Genomic DNA, 17,213 nt, shown 5'->3' with positions numbered 1-17,213 from the left:
TATGAGAAAGTTTACGGTTATACTATTCAGTTTTGTAACGTTTATTAGTTTTAATAAAGTAGAAGGAAAGAACACTAATGTAAAGAACAATAGTGTACTTAATTTGAAGGTGGAAGAAACTTCACCTATTAAAAAGAAAAAAACAGCAGTTATAAACGAAAGTAAAAAAGTAGACGATCAAGTTCAAAATGAATTAGATGCCTTGTTAGACGATTTCATGAAAGAAATGGATAACAACAAATTAGAATTCGATAATTTGACAAGTCAAGTAATCAATACTGCTTTTGATTATGAAGGTGTTAGATATAGATTTGGAGGGATGTCTCGTAAAGGGATGGATTGTTCAGGTTTAGTTCAAACTGCTTTTGGAGATACTGAAATTAGCTTACCTCGTAGTTCAAGTGAAATGGCTCAAGTTGGTGAACGTGTGAAACAGAGAGATGCTCAGAAAGGAGATTTAATATTCTTCAAAACACGAGGAAACAGAATTAGTCATGTTGGAATAGTAACTGAAGTATTTGATGATGAAATCAAATTTATTCATTCTTCAACAAGTAGAGGTGTAATTGTATCTTCAACGAAAGAGAATTATTACCAAAGAACTTTTGCTCAAATCAATAGAGTAGTACAATAAAAAGAAACTTTTTCAAAAATATAGTAAAGAATTTTATTCTTTGGAGAGAATTTTGATGCATTCATTTATAAATGAAGACATTAAAATTCTCTTTTTTGTTTTATACCTTATTCCTAATTATCGGAATATTCCTTTATGACTATATACCATTTGTAATAGCACTCCTGTGTATGGGAGGTGCTATTTTTTTTATAGCGTTAAGCTACAAGAATAAGTTTACGTTTTATCCTACTAAATTTTCTTTTATAAGTGATGTTATTGCAATTGGACTGCTTTTTATTTCATTAGGAGTCAGTATTAAGAAAGGACAAGAGTTTGTTTTTAACAAAGTAAATACGAATGAATTTGTAGCAGGTTTTGTAAAACAATCTGTAAAAGCAGATGTGAGAATAGAAGAGGAAGTGTCTTCAAGTTCAGGAAAGCGTTATATTGTCCAATTACTGCGAATAAACGATTCTGTTGTTCATACAAAAGCGTATTTGACTTTAAAAGAACAGGAGACTTCTTTTATTCCAGGAGATATTATTTCAACCTATACTTTTATTCGTACTATTGAAGCTCCAAGAAATATTGGTCAATTTGATTATCAAAGCTATTCTAAACAGCAAGGTATATACTTTCAACTATATGGGAGTGAGTTTGTACGTGTTGCCCGAGCGAATGGTTTGAAGTATGAGATATTGCGCTGGAGGTTTTATTTAACAGAACAAGTAAAGAATAGTGATGTTTTAAGTAACAATGCTAAAGGTTTGTTGAATGCCTTAATATTAGGAAAGCGGAGTGATATTGATAAAGTTGTTTTAGCCCAGTTTAAAGAACTTGGTGTAATGCATATCTTAGCTATTTCCGGATTACACGTTGGTCTAATCTATCTGATGTTATTAACGGCTTTCGGTTTTCTTAAACCTATTAGTAAACAAGTGGTCGTAGTTTTGTTATTATGGCTTTTCGTCTTTTTATCCGGTTTTTCTCCTTCTGTATTTAGAGCGGTGTTTATGTTTACTATTTTTTCAGTGGCTCGTATAATTCGCAGAGAACAATCGTTAGAGCACAACGTAGGTCTTGCGTTGTTTTTTAGTTTGTTCTTTTATCCTAATTGGGTTACTGATATTGGTTTTCAATTGAGTTATTTAGCTGTAGTAAGCATCGTTTATATCTTGCCTTTGTTTGCAAATTGGTATAGTACTAATCGCATAGTAAAATACATACAAGGCATTGTGTATGTGTCATTAAGTGTTCAAGTAGGTTTAATGGCAATACAACTCTATTATTTTAAGCAGTTTTCTTTGCTTTTTTTAATTGGAAACTTAATCGTGATTCCTTTTGTAACGGTTTTGATTGTTTTAGGCGTTCTTTATTTTATGACGCTTTTTATACCGTTTTTAAATCAGTTGATAGGGATTGTATTTAATTTATTGACAGATATGATGTACAAGAGTGTTTCCCTTTTAGCTCAGTTTGATGAAATGGTTATTAAGAATGTACAGTTTAGTAAAACACAAGTATTTGTTTTGTTAACCTTGCTTACCTGCTTGTTATTATTTTATTATCGAAAATCGCGTGTGTGGGTATTGAGTAGCTTTGTATTGTTTTTTACGTTACAAGTTGTGCCATATCTAACAAGGTATTCAGAAGATAAAAGAAGTGAACTTATTATTCCATATTCACAAAATAGAGAACAAATTAGTTTGTGGTATAAAAAGGGGAGTCACTTGTTGAATGGTGAAAGCGAGCCTCAAGGAAATGGTAGTTACTCAACAGAATTGACTGCTCTGAATAATACAATAAGTAATATGACTATGCAGAGTATAGAATTAAAACCGCTTATGCCTATAGGGGAGCAGTTTTTATTAGTTTTAAGCGACTCACTTACGATTTACGACATTGGGTTTCAAGCGGACGTTATATTGCTTACAAAGCATCCTAAAGTCAATATAGCACGTGTATTGAGTTATCATCAACCTAAAGAAGTAGTGTTACATAATTCAATGCCATTGTGGTTTAAAGAGAAGTGCATTGAAACTTGTATAAAAAACAATATCCCTTTTCACGATATATCAGAAAAGGGATATTGGTCTAAATTATTTAAAAGCGATTAAAGCTGTTCTAACAATTGTTGAGGAGTTTTATATCCAACGATTACATTAGAAACTTCACCTTTAGCATCGAAGATAACCATAGAAGGATATCCTGGGATTCTCAAAAACATAGTAAAGTCGTGTGTAGCATTTCTACCTTTTCTATTGCTATTGTATCCAGGGTTAGTATATTTTTTCCCTTTATAGCTGATTTCTTCATTACCTTCAGAATCAAACTTAACAGCATAATAATTCTTGTTGATATGTTCAATCACCTTACTATCTGTAAAAGTGTTTTTATCTAACATTTTACAAGGACCACACCAATCAGTGAATGCGTCCATAAAGATAGGTTTAGCCTCTTTTTTTTGCGCAGCTACTGCTTCATTAAAAGTCATCCATTTAATTTCTTGAGCATTCATAGAAAAGCTCAATAAAGCGATAGTGAATAAGAAAAACAGTTTTTTCATGTATAAAGTTGTAATTAGATTTTATAAATTATTTTACTCCGTGCATTAATTTCTTCATCAGCGGATTAAGCGCAATAACTAAAATACCTGCAATAATTGGTACAATAGTGAAGATTAAGAAGAAAGTAGACAATGAATACTTCTCTGTAATTACTTCAATTTGTCCTCCAAGTTTTGCAGCTAAGTTGTTACCAATAGCGATTGCAAGATACCACATTCCAAACATAAGTGCAATCATTCTTGCAGGCACTAATTTAGAAACATAAGAAAGTCCCACTGGAGAAGAGAACAACTCTCCGAGTGTATGGAATAAGTAACCAAATACTAACCACATCATAGAAACTCTTGTTCCTTCTGTGATACCGTGTGCTCCATAAGCTAATACTCCAAATCCGATAGCCATAATAATAAGACCTAAACCGTATTTAATAGCAGCAGGAGGATTGTATTTAGAATCCCATAGTTTAGAAACAACAGAAGCAAAAGCAATGATGAAGAAAGAGTTTAAGATTGAGAACCAAGAAGCAGTAATCTCCACTTGATTATCTTTAATTTCTTTTACTTCAGCGTGTACAACGTGAATTTCTTTTTGACTTTCAATGTCTGTAATTTGATTGTATGCTTGTAATTCTCCTTTTAACTTTTCTTCAGCTTTAGCATCAAGGATATTGTATTTACCAAGTTCTTCGTATATTTTTAGTTTAGAACCTTTTTCTAAACTAACCAATTCAGAAATAATAGTTGTTTGTTCCACCACTACATCTCCATCTTTAGCAGGAGCTGATTCTGATACAGGAACGTAAGTAAACATTAAATTATTGTTGTTGTCTTTCTTTTGAGCGCCAGTTTCATCTAATACTGGTTTTTCAATAGCACTATAACGAACCTCATACGCGTGAGAAGACCAGTCTCTGTTTAACATCCAGATAGCAGCTCCCCAAACTCCAATAAACGTAATAGCTAAAACGATATTAGAAACCAATGCCTTTTTATATGTTCTTTTTGCCAATAAAATAAGTACCCAAGAAACAATAAGTAAAGGAATAACAGTCAACAATAAGTTGAATATATTAAACAATAAAGCCTTGTTTCCAGACAAAATTCTTTGCGTATTATCTCTTGCAAAAATCACTAAAGAAGTAGCTCCTTGTTCAAAAGACATCCAGAAGAAAATAGTGAAGAAAGCAAAAATGATTACCGCAATCATTCTATCTCTTACAATCTTCGTATATCTCATAATACGAGAAATAACTAAGTATAAGAAAATAAGAAGACCACCTACAATAACAACAGTTTTACCATCCATTCCAAAAAGAGTAGTTGGGAATAACTGCATATTTCCGATGATTCTAAACGGATCATCAAAAGCATATAAGAATCCAACGATAGTAGAAATAACGATTAAGATATAGTCAACTTTCGTAAAAGGATTAGGTTTTAAAGAATCTTTTTCTTCTTGAGTTAATGTTTGAGCATTTACAATATCCTCAGGTTTAATCTCAATACTCTTGTTAGGAACGTCACCAATATTTCCAAAGATTGGCTTTGCTAACCAGAATTGTAACGTACCTAAAAGCATAAAAATACCAGCTAAACCAAAACCATAGTGCCATCCAATACGCTCACCAATGTAACCACAAAGCATCATTCCAAAGAAAGCACCAGTGTTTACACCCATATAGAAAATAGTATAAGCACCATCTTTCTTTTCAGGGAAAGCCTTGTACATTTCAGATAAGATAGAAGTCATATTAGGTTTAAAGAAACCAGTACCTACAACAAGACAAACAAGTCCTAAGTACATAAAGAATTCGGTTTCAAAAGTCATCGCAGCGTGTCCCAACGTCATAATTAAGGAACCTACTACAACAGCCCATCGGTAACCGATATATTTATCAGCTATGATACCACCGAAGATTGGTGTAATGTAAAGTAGCATAGCATAAGTTGCAAAAATTGCCCCTGCGTTAGCAGTAGTCATCTCCCAGCCTGGGTTTAGTCCAATTACAGACATTGTTAAGAACTGAATTAAAAGAACACGCATTCCGTAAAAAGAGAAGCGTTCCCACATTTCAGTAAAGAACAGAACAAATAACCCCGCCGGGTGTCCCAGGACCTTTGTGTCAAAGAAATTCGGCTGCGCCGTAGTGTCAGTTTTCATTATATTTATAAAGTTTGGTGTTGTCAGTTTATTAATGTTGTGTTTACATAAGCGTTAAAAGTAATAAAATAAAGTCATAAATAATTCCCTTTGAAAAAAAATACTATATATCTGTAGAATGTTTTATCTCTTTGGTTGATTATTAGTAATAATCTAAACCGTGAATTAACTTTAGAATACACGATAAAAAAAGCACTATGGTTTTCTCCATAGTGCTTTTTTGTAATTTATAATTTAATATCAATTATGCTTTTTTATTCTCTAAAGGACGAATAACTAAACGGTCATAAATCACTAAAGTAATAACAGAAAAGATTCCGATACCACATACTACGTACCATATCTTATTAGGATTATATGTGCTCCAAAGCATATCTACCATTTCCCAATGAGACATTCCTAACTTTTGCTCTGCTAAAGTAAAATACTCATTCTTAGAGAAAGGGAAGTGAACTTGGCTAATATCTATATTTTTTGATGTAGCGAAGTCAACAAATGATTGCTTAACAACTGCCCAGTCAACAGAATCTGCTTTTAGATTAAATTGTTTCTCAAAAGCAGACAAAGACATATTTAAGGTCTTAGAACCTTGTTCAATGAACTGTTCGTGACTTACTACTTCAGGCATCGCTATATCTCGTGTAGACATTTCTGTTTTTAACAATGATAATTTGTCTGACCACGCTTGGTATAAGTCTCCAGAGATGTATTTCGTAACAAAGTAACTCGCTGCTACAGGTAAGAAGTATGTACCTTGATAAAGCCCTTCTTTTCCTTTAGGAGTAATTAATGCGATAAAAGATGAAACTGTTGGACTTGACATCATTTCTCCAATAGAGAAAATCATTGTTCCAATAATAGTAAATATTGGGTTATGTGTATAGAAAGTTAATCCAACCCCAATACTTGCAATTACAGCACCTCTAATTACAGCATTGATATGACGCATTTTGGTTACGAAGTACGAGATAGATACTTGACATAAGATAATCATCAAAGAGTCAATATTGGTAAACCACTCTGGTTTTACTTGTCCATCTTGTGTTAGTAAAGGACCTAAAAACGATACGTTTTCATTAATCCAATTACTCAAGACAGAAGAGTTTACCCAATCTTCAATAAAGTTAGGCAAGGTGTTGAACAGCTGATTAAACATTGTCCAGAATCCGATCATTAATAACAACAAAATTCCTAAACGAACATCTTTCAAGGCTTCAAAAATTCCTAATACAGAATCTTTGATTGCTTTTCCAATCGAGTCTTTTGGCTTTTCTACTTTTGGTTCTTTGTAAAACAACAATAAGATTAACAGGTTGATACCAATAACAATTGCTGCTTGTATGAAAATGATTTTCCATCCATAAGTTGTACGTAATCCTGACGACATAGCAGGTCCGATAAACCCACCAATATTCACCATCATATAGAAAATACCGAAACCAAGAGTTCCTGTCGATTCATCTGTATTACGTGCGATTATAGCAGAAGCAACAGGTTTAAAGAAAGCAGCTCCAATAGCTACTAACAAGAATACCGCGTATACATTGTTGTAAGCAGTTACTTCTCCCAACAAATAATATCCGGTAATCATTATGATAAACGCGATAATCAAGGATAGTTTATAACCAATACGGTCAGCAATAACACCAAAGAAAAGCGGTAAGAAGTATAAAATCCCTACAATACCTCCCATGATACTCCCTTTCTGTATGTGATCAAAGCCCAGACCTCCAGTGTCCGTTGAGCCTACTAAGTATAGTCCTAACAGCGTGTAGATACCATACCACGCCCACCGTTCCATAAGCTCCATAAAACTGGCTATCCAAAAGTTTTTATTGAACGATTTTATCGTTTGTCCAAAAGTTTTATTGTTCTGCGACATGGTAATTGGTTATTTATATATTTAAGGAGGTTAAGTTAAGCTGTAAATTTTATTTAGCAATGAATAACAGAAAAATATTTGCAGAAACAGTGTAAATATACTGTTGTTTAACTGCAAGAATCCCTTGTTTAAGTTTAAAGCAAAAAAAAGCGCCTTAGAATCCTAAGGCGCTTTATATTATAATAAGAAGATGAAATTATCTTACATCTTGCATTAACTTTTTAATTACTGGAGAAAGTGCCATTAACACAATACCAGCTACTACAGCATAAAGACCTAAATCTTTGTACCCATCAGTATAAGAAATCAAGGCGTCGTAGTTTGTTGCATTTGCTGTATCAGTAGTTGACATACCAGCACCGATAATACCAGCAACATACTGTCCGTATGCACTTGCTAAGAACCAAAGTCCCATCATCATTCCTTGTAAATTAGGCGTTGCTAATTTTGTCATAATTGAAAGACCAATAGGTGACAAACACAACTCTCCTAATGTGATTATTAATAGGGCAAATGTGAAGAAGTCTAACGAAGTCATCCCTTGTAAGTCAGCGAATAATCTTGTAGCAAATAATGCGTAATATCCAGCACCTAAAAGTACAAACCCTAAACCAAATTTAATAATTGTGTTTGGCTCAATACCTTTTTTAGCTAACCAAATCCAAAGTAACCCTAATACAGGAGCAATGAAGATGATAAAGAAAGCCCCTCCAGAGTTGTTCACTCCATTAGGATCTAAGTGCATACCTAAAAGGTCTGAGTTCAAGTTTTTCGCAGCGAAAATACTCAATGATCCTCCAGCTTGTTCGTAGATACCAAAGAATAGAATAGAGAACAAGATAAAGATTAATGCAGCAATAATTTTCTTACGTTCAGACGAGTTCAATTTAGACATTTCGTAGAACAAGTAAATTAAAGCTAACGGACCAACAGTCATCATGAAATAATCAGTATAAGCTGTATTGTCAATCATTAATACGATCAAAGGAATCATTGCAAAAGTACCTACATACGTAAGGATCTCTTTCCAAAGAGCCATTCTTTTTTCAGTACCATCAGCAGCAACTTCAGTTGGTTGAATACCAATTGGACCTAAGTGTCTTTTTGTAAATGTAAAGTTGATTAAACTCACAAGCATTACAAAAGCAGCAAGACCAAAAGCAACATTCCAACGGTGTGCTTGATCAATCGTTTCAGCGAAGATGTGTCCTTTACCAATAGCAATACATAAGTAACCTCCAATTAAGGCACCTAAGTTAATACCAGCATAGAATAAAGAGAAACCAGCATCCGTACGACTATCTCCTTTTTTGTATAAGTATCCTACCATAGTAGAGATATTTGGTTTAAAGAAACCAGTACCAATTACTGTAAAAGCAATCCCTTCAAAAAAGTAAGTATGAGGTTCGTATGCTAAGATTAAACTTCCCACGATCATCATGGAGCCACCCCAGAATAGAGATTTTCGGAAACCTAAAATTTTATCTGCAAAAATACCTCCTAAGAAAGTGAATGCATAAACGAAAGCTTGAGTAGCTCCGTATTGTAAGTTAGCTTGTGCTTCCGCAAAGTTAAGTTGGTCAATCATAAAGAATACCAACATCCCTCTCATTCCGTAGAAACTGAAACGTTCCCACATTTCTGAGAAGAATAAACTCCAGATTTGTTTCGGGTATTTACCCGAGAAACTCTGAATCTCTTCTAATGTCTGTGTCTGACTCATTTTAATTAAAAATTTTTATTATCGTATAATGCACGATACCTAACGGATACCGTGCATAAATTTTTTCAATATTGGGTTTATTAACATTACCAGTATTCCGGCTGCTGCAGGAATTAATGTGAATAGGAAGAAGAAGTGACTTAATGAGTAGTCATTTTTGATAACTTCAATTTGACCTCCTAAAATAGCAGCGAATTTCTGTGCAATTGCAAGTGCCAAGTACCACATACCAAACATAAATGCAAGCATTTTTCCTGGTACAAGTTTAGATACATAAGACAGACCTACTGGCGAAATAAATAATTCACCTAAGGTATGGAATAAGTATGTTAATATTAGGAATATCATCGACATTTTTACGCCTTCAGAACTTCCCATTGATCCAAGACCAAGAATTAAGAAACCGATAGCTACTAAAATAAGTCCAATTCCGTACTTAAATGCAGCAGGTGGGTTGTATTTAGAATCCCATAGTTTTGACACAGATGAAGCAAAAGAAATGATAAAGAAAGAATTTAAGATTGAGAACCAAGAAACTGTAATTTCTGATGATTCTTTTGAAAATTCATTTGATAACATCCAGATAGCTGCTGCCCAAATTGCCGCAAAACAGATGAATAACATTAAGTTAGATAAAGCAATTTTTTTCCAAGTAGCTTTAGCTAACATAATTAATACTCCAGTAATAATGATTAAAGGAATAATTGTCAAACAAGTATTTACGATATTAAAAATCAATAATGATGTTCCCTCTAAAGATCTATCTACGTAGTCTCTCGCTACCAATACAAGTGAAGTAGCTCCTTGTTCAAAACTCATAAAGAAGAACATTAAGAAGAAAGCTAATAGAATTACAGCAAACATTCTGTCTCTAATAATCTTTCCATAACGTAAAATTCTTGAGATTACTAAGTATAAGAAAGCGATTAAAGCAACAATAGCCATAATGTTTTGACCTCTTAATGCGTCAGTATCTAAGAATTTGAACATATCATAAACCCCATTTTTAGATAAAGGGTCATTGAATGCGTACAATAAACCGATGATAGAAACAAATGCAATTAACACATAGTCGATAGAAGTATAAGGATTTCTTGTTTCCTCTTCTTCTTTAACCTCTTCTTGTGTTTTTTGTACTGCTGTATCAACTTTTTTAAGTTCTCCTACATTACCAAATAAAGGTTTCGCTAACCAGAATTGTACAGTTCCTAAGAACATAAAGATTCCAGCTAAAGTAAATCCAAAATGCCATCCTTGTGTTTCAGCAATATATCCACAAAGCATCATACCAAAGAAAGCTCCTGAGTTTACTCCCATATAGAAGATTGTATATGCAGCATCTTTTTTCTCTGGAAGATATTTGTACATCTCACCAAGCATAGAAGGCATATTAGGTTTAAAGAAACCAGTACCAATAACTAAACAAGCAAGTCCCATAAAGAACATCGCTTTAGAGTCAAATCCCATTGCAGCGTGTCCTATTGTCATGATAATAGCACCAACAATAACCGCCCAACGCGATCCGATATATTTATCAGCGATAACTCCACCAAGAATAGGAGTTAAATAAAGCAACATTGCGTAAGTACCATATAAAGCACCAGCTTGTTCTGCGGACCATCCCCAGCCTGAGAAAGGATCATCAAATAAGACTTTTGCAGTCAAGAATTGAATTAACAATACTCTCATTCCGTAGAAAGAGAATCGTTCCCACATTTCAGTAAAGAATAGAACGAAAAGACCTGCAGGGTGTCCGAGCACCTTTGATTTAAAGAGGTCTGAATTAGTAGCTGTTTCTGCTGCCATTGTAATTTTATTAGTTTGTTTTAAGTTAGTACGTGATTGTATACTGTTGTTTGGTGTAGGTATTATAAATTGTTTAAAATGAAGTTTGTCATTTTAGTGTACAATTGTAATCTTGTGTTTCCGCCGTAAATACCGTGGTTTCTATCTGGATAGATAAGCCAATCAAAATCTTTGTTCTTTTGAACTAAAGTTTCAATCATTGCCATAGCATTTTGTACGTGAACGTTGTCATCTGCCGTACCGTGGATTAATAAGTAACGCCCTTTAAGCTTGTCAGCGTGAGTAAAAGGAGAGTTATCATCATACCCTGTAGGGTTTTCTTGCGGTGTTGTCATATATCTTTCTGTGTAGATACTATCGTAATATCTCCAGTTGATAACTGGGGCAACAGCAATTGCCATTTTGAAAACGTCATTTCCTTTAAGCAATGAATTAGACGACATAAAGCCTCCATAACTCCATCCCCAAATACCAATTCTACTTGCGTCAACATAACTTTGTGCGCCTAAGTATTTAGCAGCAATAATTTGGTCTTCTACCTCGTATTTACCTAATTGAAGTTGGGTTGTTTTCTTAAACTCCGCTCCTCTAAATCCAGTTCCTCTACCGTCAACTGTTACTACAATGTATCCTTTTTGAGTAAGCATTGCGTGCCAGTAATCATTAGAGTCAAACCATTTGTCAGCTACTTGTTGTGAACCTGGTCCGCTGTATTGATACATAAAAACAGGGTATTGTTTATTAGCGTCAAAATCAGCTGGTTTCATCATCCAAGCGTTTAGTTGTAAACCGTTTACTGTAGGAATTTGAATAAACTCTTTTGTCGGTAGTTGGTAAGCTGTTAGTTTTTGTTCTAACTCTTTATTGTTTAAAATCTCTTTTACCACTTTACCATTCTTAGAATTATTTAAAGTGTATGTAGGAGCATTTTTACTTGAAGAGTAGATATTGATAAACAAGTCAAATTGAGGACTAAACACAGCTGTATTAGTTCCTAAATTGTCAGTTAATCTCGTTTTGTTTTTTCCGTTTAAATCAATTGCGTATATATCGCGGTAGATAGATCCTCGTTCTACAGACTGATAAAATAGCTTTTTCGCTTTTGTATCAATTCCGTAATAATCCGTTACTTCCCAGTTACCTTTAGTTACTTGGTTAATTAACTTCCCGTCTTTGTTATAGTAGTATAAGTGATTGAAACCATCGCGTTCGCTTAACCAAACAAAACTATTGTCTTGTAAAAAGTTAACCGTAGCTACATCAACATAAGCTTTATCCGTTTCGTTTAAGATTAGTTTTTTAGTCAATGTTTTACCATCGATAAAGAATAATTTTAAATCATTTTGGTGTCTGTTGATAACCTGAGCACTTAAAAGATTGTTGTCGTTTGTCCACTTAATTCTCGGAATATAGAAATCGTTGAATTCAGACAAATCAACTTGTGCTGTAGAATTTTGTTTTAAATCGTAGATGTGAATAGAAACTAAAGAGTTGTTTTCACCTGCCTTAGGATATTTGAATTTATCTTGCGTAGGGTATAAACCTGTTCCGTAAACATCCATTGAATATTCAGGAACGTCAGTTTCGTCAAACTTAACATAAGCTAATTTATCACCATCTTTATTCCAGTCGAACATACGAACAATGCTGAACTCTTCTTCATAAACCCAATCAGAAATACCATTAATAACGTGATTTTTTTCTCCGTCATTTGTTATTTGCTGTGTTTTTTGAGAAGTGATGTCGTAAATAAACAAGTTGTTTTTGTATGCATAAGCAATTTTAGACCCATCGTTAGAAAAAGTAGGTTCTAAGATTTTGTGGTCTGCAATTTTGACAAGTGTATTTTTTGTAGGATTAAACAAATAATAATCAGCCAAAGCCGAACGGCGATAGATTGGCGTAGAATTCGTTCCGATTAACAATTGTTCCTCTTTATGGTCAAACACATAAGTATCAATAGAAGTTATGTCTTTAAAATCACTTGTAGAGAAGATTGTCTTAACCTTTTGTAGTGTTTGGAAACTGTATAGGTTAATTTCTTGCATATCTTTATTAACGTGCTCAATACGTGAGTATTGGTTGGAGTTTTCCATGGCGTTGACGGATTGCATTACTTTTGTTTTGAAAGAACCGTTCCAAATTTCTTCCTGTTCAATTTGTTTTTGAGCAAACCCAAATTGTGATGCAATAATGCAAAATAGTAGGGTAATCTTAAGGTGTTTCATTATATATTTAATCGAAAAAACTTCCAATTTTAATGAAAAAATATGATTTACACCAATTTATTTTTCGGAATAGGCAATAAAAGCTTAAATCTATTGACGCAATTTTGCCAAAGAAAGTCATAATAAATTAAACAAAAATGAGTGTTTGTTGATTTTTTAGTTTTTTTAACCTTGTAAGAATGAGTTATCTTTGTCGCTTAAATAAAAATTATGAAGGCAGGTAATATTAATGGTTTTTCTAAGTTAAGTAAACGTGACAAAATCAATTGGATAGCTCAGACGTATTTTTCAAACCCTGAAGATGTAGTTGAATTAATCGAGCAATATTGGAATTCAGACGAGGAGTTACAAAAACTTCACGATGAGTTTATCGAGAATACAATTACGAATTTTTATTTACCATTTGGTGTAGCTCCTAACTTTCTTATCAATGACAAGTGGTACACAATTCCTATGGTAATTGAGGAGAGCTCGGTTGTTGCCGCTGCATCTAAAGCTGCAAAGTTTTGGTCTGAAAGAGGTGGGTTTAAAACGACTATTTTAGGTACAGAAAAAATAGGTCAAGTACACTTTATCTACAAAGGAGATAAACAAAAACTGGAAGCATTTATTGCAAATACACAACAAGCATTTTTAGACGATACTTTTTCAATTACTCAGAATATGCAAAAGCGTGGAGGAGGAATTCAAAAAATCGAATTAAGAGATAAGACTTCTGATATTCCGAATTACTATCAACTACACGTTACTTTTGAAACGAAAGATAGTATGGGGGCTAATTTTATCAACTCGTGTTTAGAGCAAATAGCTTCTACTTTAAAAGCAAAAGCAATTGCTAATACAACTTTTACAGAAGAGGAAAAGCAAATAGATGTAGTGATGAGTATTTTATCTAACTACGTTCCTAATTGTGTTGTTCGCGCTGAGGTTAGTTGTCCGGTTGAAGATTTGAAATCGGCGGATATTAAAGACCCTATTTTATTTGCAGAGAAGTTTGTACAAGCTGTTCGCATTGCAGAAGTAGAGCCTTTTAGAGCAGTAACGCATAATAAAGGAGTGATGAATGGTGTAGATGCAGTTGTTGTTGCTACGGGTAATGATTTCCGCGCTATTGAAGCAGGAGTTCACGCCTATGCAGCTCGCAGCGGACAATATAGTAGTTTATCACACGCTTCCTTAGAGAATGGTATTTTTAAATTTTGGATTGATTTACCATTAGCTTTGGGAACAGTAGGAGGATTGACTTCATTACACCCAATGGTGAAAGTTGCTTTACAAATGTTGCAAAAACCTTCAGCTACTGAGTTAATGCAAGTAATTGCAGTTGCCGGAATAGCACAGAACTTTGCAGCTGTTAAATCGCTTACAACTACGGGAATTCAACAAGGACATATGAAAATGCACTTGATGAATATCTTAAATCAATTTAAAGCAACAGATGCTGAGCGTGTAAAAGTAGTAGCACATTTTGAAAAGAATGTTGTTTCACATAGCGCAGTAGTTGAATTATTAGAAAGCCTTAGAAAATAATGCAGACACAAAAGTTTTATAGTAACGGAAAATTACTTCTAACAGGAGAGTACTTGGTTTTAGATGGTGTACGTGCATTCGCTGTGCCTACTCGTTTTGGACAATCTATGGAAGTAACAGAAACATCAACAGGACTAATTCGTTGGACTAATTTTGATGCAGATGGATCAATGTGGATGCAAGAGGAAGTTACTATTAACGAAATAATTAATGCTAATAAACCGGATACTTCCACATTTCGAGGCGTATTGATAGATGTTTTAAGCGCAGCACATAAACAAAATGAGGTGTTGTTAAATAAGGCACAAGGCTTTGATGTTACTTGTGAATTAACTTTTCCTCGTATTTGGGGATTGGGAACATCATCAACGTGGATTAACAATGTTGCACAATGGTTTGGAATTAACGGTTTTCAATTGTTAGAAGAATCGTTTGGAGGTAGTGGCTATGACATAGCGTGTGCACAATATGACAAACCAATTTTTTATAGAAGACAAGGCAACTCGCCAGAAATTACAGCGGTTACTTTTTCGCCAAACTTTACAGAACACTTGTATTTTGTTTACTTAAATCAAAAGAAGAGTAGTAAAGAAGCAATTGCCAATTACCGCAAAAAGAAAAACGCTTTAGGAGATATCGGGAATCGCATTGAAGAATTAGGAAAAGAAATGCAAGCGTGTGTAAGTTTTGAATCTTTTTGCGATTTGATCAAAGAACACGAGTCATTGATGAGTGCTGTACTTGAACAAGAAACCGTGAAACAGCGCTTGTTTGCTGATTTTAATGGAGAAGTTAAAAGTCTTGGTGCTTGGGGAGGAGATTTTGTCTTAGTAGCATCAAAAGAAAACCCATCTACCTATTTTGAAACAAAAGGGTATACGACTATCGTACCATATAAAAAAATGATTGCTTTTTAGTAGATAAAATTCTATTTGTAATCATAATAGAGTATATTGCTTCCGATTAAGAATAACATAGTGCTATGTTATCAAAGTTTTGATAGTTTAGTTTTTTATGAGCAAATTGGGAGATTAAACTATTGTAAAAGGGTGTCCGTAAAGGACACCCTTTTTTGTTTGATGACACGTACTGTTTTTTTACAAATTGAGAACTAATAGTAGTTTCTTTTCAATTGAGTTAAACGTTGGGATAGGGATGTTAAAACAAGGTCATTACACTATTGACCCGTCCTGAAATAACTGTACAGTTTTAAAACAGTTAAAAATGGAAAATAGTAATCAAACAAGACAAAAAAAGACAGAACGTTATCACTTAAAATTTATTGAAAAAGTAATTCAAGAAATAGAAAATGGCGCTACCCAAAGTTCAGTTACTCTCAAGTATGATTTAAGACAACCAACGGTGAGTCGGTGGATTAAGAAATATGGAAGTATAGAATTTGATCAAACACGCAGGAATAAAATTTATTCAGAAAGCTTAAAACGTCAAGTAGTTCATAGTATTACAGAACACAAAATGACTATAAAAGAAGCTTGTATAACGTATGGAATCGAAAGTAAAAGTACAATAACAAATTGGTTATTAGTTAATTACAACAAAAACAAAGATCTTTGTAAAGAAATTAACATTCCAATTCTTATGGAAGAAAAAACAACCAATTTAGAATCTTTAGAAGTAAAAGCTTTAAAAAAGGCTTTAGCTGAAGCACAATTTAAGATAGTAGCATTAAATACTTTGATTGATGTAGCAGAAAAAAAATTGGATATTGATATTAGAAAAAAGTCTGGTTCCAAGCAGTTGAAGAAGTAAAACTCTTATATCCTACCAAGGGAATAGACAAAATATGTAAACTGTTTGGGAAAACACGAAGTGCTTATTATCAGTCAATTAATAAATATGAGCGGCAATCAATAAAAGATGATATCATCTTACAAGAAGTATTGAAAATCAGAACCAGCCTTCCTAAGGTAGGTACTCGAAAACTTCAGTATATGCTCCAAGAACGCTTAGCTACACATAAGATAAGCATAGGCAGAGATTATTTATTTGATTTATTAGATAGTCAAAAAATGTTGATTAGGCAGCGCAAACGAAAAGCATACACAACAGATTCTAGAGCATGGAGAGGTCAATATTTGGACTTGTATAATGGTGTAAAGGTTATTAGACCAGAGCAATTTTGGGTAAGTGATATTACATATATACGACTAAATAATGCTTGGGGATATCTGAGTTTAATCACAGATGCTTATTCACATAAAATAATGGGATATAGTTTTAATCTAGATTTGACTACAAAAGGGTGTTTGAAAGCCTTAACAATGGCGTTAAAAAATAGAATGTATACAGAAAAACTTATTCATCATTCTGATAGAGGATGCCAATACTGTAGCGCTACTTACACTCAGTTATTAATAGATAACGATATATCAATAAGTACTACACAAAGTGGAGAGCCAAGAGATAACGCAGTAGCAGAGCGAGTAAATGGTATAATTAAAGGAGAGTTTAATCTAAACTACTCAAGTTTAGGGTATCAAAAAACTAAGGAAAAAATAGGTAATAGCATAGAAGCTTATAATCAAATTAGACCTCACGATAGTTGTGATAGATTAACTCCTAATCAAGCGCACCTAAAAACAGGGGTGCTTCCTAAAAGATGGAAGAATTATTACAAGAATAAAACAGAGAAAAAAGAACTTGTACAGCAGTAATAGGATTACTGAAATAACTGTACAGT

Annotated in this window: 12 protein-coding genes; 6 read left to right on the top strand and 6 right to left on the bottom strand. The window is 33.6% G+C overall.

The genetic code is table 11. The annotated features are described in order from the left end of the window. Window position 1: 1 nt before the first annotated feature. Together GQS07_RS02935 and GQS07_RS02930 are read left to right on the top strand one after the other, a co-directional pair. Complete coding sequence (locus GQS07_RS02935; RefSeq protein WP_158209539.1) at window positions 2–634, top strand: C40 family peptidase; 633 nt, start codon at window positions 2–4, stop codon at window positions 632–634. Between the two features lie 71 nt (window positions 635–705). Beyond that, window positions 706–2,733, top strand: coding sequence for a ComEC/Rec2 family competence protein (locus tag GQS07_RS02930; protein ID WP_158209538.1), 2,028 nt, complete (start codon window positions 706–708; stop codon window positions 2,731–2,733). On the opposite strand, the gene GQS07_RS02925 is transcribed toward GQS07_RS02930, so the two are convergent. From GQS07_RS02925 to GQS07_RS02900, 6 genes are all read right to left on the bottom strand, one after another. Next, entirely contained in the window at window positions 2,730–3,182 is a 453-nt protein-coding gene (locus tag GQS07_RS02925; protein WP_158209537.1) for a thioredoxin family protein, read from the bottom strand. The two genes, GQS07_RS02930 and GQS07_RS02925, sit on opposite strands and share 4 nt — an antisense overlap. A 28-nt stretch (window positions 3,183–3,210) precedes the next feature. Continuing rightward, a complete protein-coding gene (locus tag GQS07_RS02920) occupies window positions 3,211–5,343 on the bottom strand; it encodes a peptide MFS transporter (RefSeq protein ID WP_158209536.1) in 2,133 nt (710 codons plus the stop codon). Between the two features lie 244 nt (window positions 5,344–5,587). Further along, window positions 5,588–7,225: an MFS transporter gene (locus tag GQS07_RS02915; protein ID WP_158209535.1), complete on the bottom strand. Its 1,638-nt coding sequence runs from the start codon at window positions 7,223–7,225 to the stop codon at window positions 5,588–5,590. A gap of 196 nt (window positions 7,226–7,421) precedes the next feature. After that, window positions 7,422–8,948 (bottom strand): peptide MFS transporter, encoded by a 1,527-nt coding sequence (locus tag GQS07_RS02910; RefSeq protein WP_158209534.1) that lies wholly within the window; start codon window positions 8,946–8,948, stop codon window positions 7,422–7,424. A 39-nt stretch (window positions 8,949–8,987) separates the two neighbouring features. After that, window positions 8,988–10,754, bottom strand: coding sequence for a peptide MFS transporter (locus GQS07_RS02905; protein WP_158209533.1), 1,767 nt, complete (start codon window positions 10,752–10,754; stop codon window positions 8,988–8,990). A gap of 62 nt (window positions 10,755–10,816) precedes the next feature. After that, entirely contained in the window at window positions 10,817–12,982 is a 2,166-nt protein-coding gene (locus tag GQS07_RS02900) for a S9 family peptidase (RefSeq protein WP_158209532.1), read from the bottom strand. A 210-nt stretch (window positions 12,983–13,192) separates the two neighbouring features. On the opposite strand from GQS07_RS02900, the gene GQS07_RS02895 reads away from it, so the two are divergent. The 4 genes from GQS07_RS02895 to GQS07_RS02880 all read left to right on the top strand — a co-directional run bounded on the left by GQS07_RS02895 (window position 13,193) and on the right by GQS07_RS02880 (window position 17,187). Beyond that, entirely contained in the window at window positions 13,193–14,512 is a 1,320-nt protein-coding gene (locus GQS07_RS02895) for a hydroxymethylglutaryl-CoA reductase, degradative (RefSeq protein ID WP_158209531.1), read from the top strand. After that, a complete protein-coding gene (locus GQS07_RS02890) occupies window positions 14,512–15,429 on the top strand; it encodes a GYDIA family GHMP kinase (RefSeq protein WP_158209530.1) in 918 nt (305 codons plus the stop codon). The genes GQS07_RS02895 and GQS07_RS02890 overlap by 1 nt, the downstream gene beginning before the upstream one ends. A gap of 307 nt (window positions 15,430–15,736) precedes the next feature. Then, window positions 15,737–16,282, top strand: a complete 546-nt coding sequence (locus GQS07_RS02885; protein WP_158209529.1) for an IS630 transposase-related protein — start codon at window positions 15,737–15,739, stop codon at window positions 16,280–16,282. Between the two features lie 23 nt (window positions 16,283–16,305). Further along, the gene (locus GQS07_RS02880) at window positions 16,306–17,187 is read left to right on the top strand and encodes an IS3 family transposase (RefSeq protein WP_158211316.1); all 882 of its coding nucleotides are present in this window, start codon (window positions 16,306–16,308) and stop codon (window positions 17,185–17,187) included. Window positions 17,188–17,213: the final 26 nt, after the last annotated feature.

Origin of the sequence: Myroides phaeus (assembly GCF_009799805.1) — a bacterium.
Classification (GTDB): Bacteria; Bacteroidota; Bacteroidia; order Flavobacteriales; family Flavobacteriaceae; genus Flavobacterium; species Flavobacterium phaeum_A.
The sequence above is the reverse complement of the archived record's forward strand: the minus strand, read 5'-3'. Positions and strand labels throughout refer to the sequence as shown.

Excerpts from the sequence above, each read along its gene's own strand:
- GQS07_RS02935 (WP_158209539.1), top strand. The coding sequence starts at position 2 with ATGAGAAAGTTTACGGTTATACTATTCAGTTTTGTAACGTTTATTAGT.
- GQS07_RS02930 (WP_158209538.1), top strand. The coding sequence starts at position 706 with ATGAAGACATTAAAATTCTCTTTTTTGTTTTATACCTTATTCCTAATT.
- GQS07_RS02925 (WP_158209537.1), bottom strand. The coding sequence starts at position 3,182 with ATGAAAAAACTGTTTTTCTTATTCACTATCGCTTTATTGAGCTTTTCT.
- GQS07_RS02920 (WP_158209536.1), bottom strand. The coding sequence starts at position 5,343 with ATGAAAACTGACACTACGGCGCAGCCGAATTTCTTTGACACAAAGGTC.
- GQS07_RS02915 (WP_158209535.1), bottom strand. The coding sequence starts at position 7,225 with ATGTCGCAGAACAATAAAACTTTTGGACAAACGATAAAATCGTTCAAT.
- GQS07_RS02910 (WP_158209534.1), bottom strand. The coding sequence starts at position 8,948 with ATGAGTCAGACACAGACATTAGAAGAGATTCAGAGTTTCTCGGGTAAA.
- GQS07_RS02905 (WP_158209533.1), bottom strand. The coding sequence starts at position 10,754 with ATGGCAGCAGAAACAGCTACTAATTCAGACCTCTTTAAATCAAAGGTG.
- GQS07_RS02900 (WP_158209532.1), bottom strand. The coding sequence starts at position 12,982 with ATGAAACACCTTAAGATTACCCTACTATTTTGCATTATTGCATCACAA.
- GQS07_RS02895 (WP_158209531.1), top strand. The coding sequence starts at position 13,193 with ATGAAGGCAGGTAATATTAATGGTTTTTCTAAGTTAAGTAAACGTGAC.
- GQS07_RS02890 (WP_158209530.1), top strand. The coding sequence starts at position 14,512 with ATGCAGACACAAAAGTTTTATAGTAACGGAAAATTACTTCTAACAGGA.
- GQS07_RS02885 (WP_158209529.1), top strand. The coding sequence starts at position 15,737 with ATGGAAAATAGTAATCAAACAAGACAAAAAAAGACAGAACGTTATCAC.